General features: G+C 68.7%; 3 protein-coding genes. 1 reads left to right on the top strand and 2 read right to left on the bottom strand.

Going from position 1 to position 2,380, the window contains the following annotated elements:
- Nucleotides 1–45 precede the first annotated feature (45 nt).
- Entirely contained in the window at nt 46–420 is a 375-nt protein-coding gene (locus ACYVIH_RS17985; RefSeq protein WP_460870889.1) for a general stress protein, read from the bottom strand.
- Nucleotides 421–489: 69 nt separating this feature from the next.
- On the bottom strand, nt 490–1,638 hold the full coding sequence (locus tag ACYVIH_RS17980) for a S1C family serine protease (RefSeq protein ID WP_460870888.1): 1,149 nt from the start codon (nt 1,636–1,638) through the stop codon (nt 490–492).
- Between the two features lie 415 nt (nt 1,639–2,053).
- On the opposite strand from ACYVIH_RS17980, the gene ACYVIH_RS17975 reads away from it, so the two are divergent.
- Complete coding sequence (locus ACYVIH_RS17975) at nt 2,054–2,362, top strand: STAS domain-containing protein (protein ID WP_460870890.1); 309 nt, start codon at nt 2,054–2,056, stop codon at nt 2,360–2,362.
- The last annotated feature ends 18 nt before the right edge of the window (nt 2,363–2,380 follow it).

The following is a 2,380-nucleotide window of genomic DNA, read 5'->3' as shown; positions in this document are numbered from 1 at the left end:
CCTCGTCACCCTCGTCCAAGCCGCCTGGCGCCAAGGCCCCAGCGGCTAACTGCGAGATCGGGTCAGCGCGTGCGCGAGTGCTCCGAAGGCAGCACCCCACACGACACCGAGCATCAGGCTGGTCAGCAGCAGCCATAACCACGCCGGCCCGGTCGTGAACAGGCCCAAGAGCAGACCGATCAGCAGACCGAACCAGGCGCCGGACGCCGCTCCCGCCATTGCGGCCTTGCCGAGACTCATCCGGCCGGTCACCTGCTCCACGGTTCGTACCCCGTCGCCGATGATCCGGAGCTGCTCAACGGGGAACCCGTCGTCGGACATGCGGTCCACGAGCGCCTGCGCTTCGGCGTAGGTGGCGAAGCTGGCCAGCAGCTGTTGCTCGCTGCCTGGCCCTGCGCCGACCGGTTGGCTGTGGCTCATGAGTTTCCCTTCAAGGAGCGAGTGGGTGTGTCGTGGAGTGGCAGGCGGGCGTTGCTCATCGGGGAACTCTCACTCCCCGGGGCGAGTGCCGAACTCGACGGTGACCTCGGTGGGTTGGCCGTTGCTGCCGACGACGGTCAAGGTGACGTCGGTGCCGGGTTCGCGTTCGCGGATCTGCGCCACCAGGGACTCTGCGCCGGCGACGGTCTCGTCCTCGACGCCGATGACGGCGTCGCCGGGGCTGAGCCCGGCCTGGGCGGCCGGAGTTCCCGCGGCGACGTCGGTGATCCCGGCTGCCTCGCGGCGCACGCCGTCTACGGCGATCACGGCGTTCTGGAGTGACACTCCGAGGTAGGCGTGCCGGACCCGGCCGGTGCGGATCAGCTCATCGGCGACCCACCGCACCTGGTTGACGGGGATGGCGAACCCGAGCCCGATGCTGCCCCCTTGGCCGCCCGGGGAGGAGCCGAGGGTGATGATGGAGGAGTTGATCCCGATCAGCTGCCCCGCGGCGTTCACCAGCGCGCCACCGGAGTTGCCCGGGTTGATGGCGGCGTCGGTCTGGATCGCGTTGGTCACCACCGGGGTCGCTGGTTCGGTGGGCGAGGTGCCGACGTTCTCGGTGGTGACTGGCCGGTCCAGGGCGCTGACGATGCCCAAGGTCACCGTGTGCGAGAGCCCCAGCGGGTTGCCCAACGCCATCACCGGTTGCCCCACCGTGACCTCTTCGGAGTCGCCGAACGGCAGAGCGTTCAGCTCTTCGGGCGGTTGATCGATCCGGAGCACGGCCAGGTCGGTGGCCGGGTCGGTGCCGACCACGGCGGCGCCGAACACCCGTGCGTCGCTCAACGTCACCTGCACCTGCCCGCCGGTCACCGCGGGTGCCACGACGTGATGGTTGGTGATCACGTGCCCCGCGCGGTCGACGATCACCCCCGACCCCTCGCCGGCTCCCTGCGGCCCGGCCACCGAGATGCTCACCACGCTCGTTTCGGCCTGATCGGCCACGCCGGTCCAGTCGACTTGCTGCGGCGGCTCTGTGGGCGCAGTGGCGGACACCGAGGCGGTGGCCTCCGAGGTGCTGGACTCCGAGGACTCCTCGGCCGGAGCGTCGTCGGTGGCCGTGCAACCCGCGCACATCGCGACCACGGCCACACCGGCGGCCACAGCCTGACCCAACTGGCGTGGTGCCTGCGACCAACCCGGTCCGGTGACCATGCGGACGATGCGAGGAGCATGTCGCCTCATTGCCGTGCTGTACCCGTCGCGGCCCGAGGTACGCCTACCCGGCATGCCGAACCTGCTGCGGGCTGAGTCGGGGAGGTGACTCCCTGTCAGGGCCTTGTCTTCGAGACCGGCGCAGTGCACATGAGGCGGGCCTCGGGTTCGCGGCCGGTGCTCGGCGCGGGACCCCGCGGTTGTGTGGCGACGCAGACTGTGAACTCTTCGTGCGTGATCAGGTGCGACTTGGGGTACGTCGTAGACCTTTTCGCACCTCAAGCATTTGGGGCTGCGTCGCACGCAGGTGTCAGGTCACGCACATGTCAGTTCCTCTGGTTTTCACTGCTTATGACGACGGCGTGCTCGTCGCTCCCCCGCCAATGCGGGTTGATCGCGGTTCCCGACTTCCTCGATCGAGTGCAGTCGTGGTGTTCCACCGCCGCCAGTCCCTGAACTCGTGGTTGATCTCTCTCAGGTTGAGGCCTTCGAGGTGGGGGCGCTTCGGGCGCTGCTGTGGGCACGTCGCCACTGCCTAGTCCGTGGTCTCCGCATCGCTGTGGTGCTGCCGCCGACCGGGGTCATCCGCCCGCACGAGACCATGCTGCTGCAGGAGCTGTTCGGAGCGAGTCACCGCGCGGCGCATAACGGGGCTGATGCCTCGCCGCGCATCACCCGAGCAATAGTCAAGACCTGTGGATGGGCGTGTCACGCGACTTGTTGATCGCCTCCTGATTCCTGG

It is taken from the genome of Nocardioides pakistanensis, assembly GCF_054781215.1.
The sequence above is the reverse complement of the archived record's forward strand: the minus strand, read 5'-3'. Positions and strand labels throughout refer to the sequence as shown.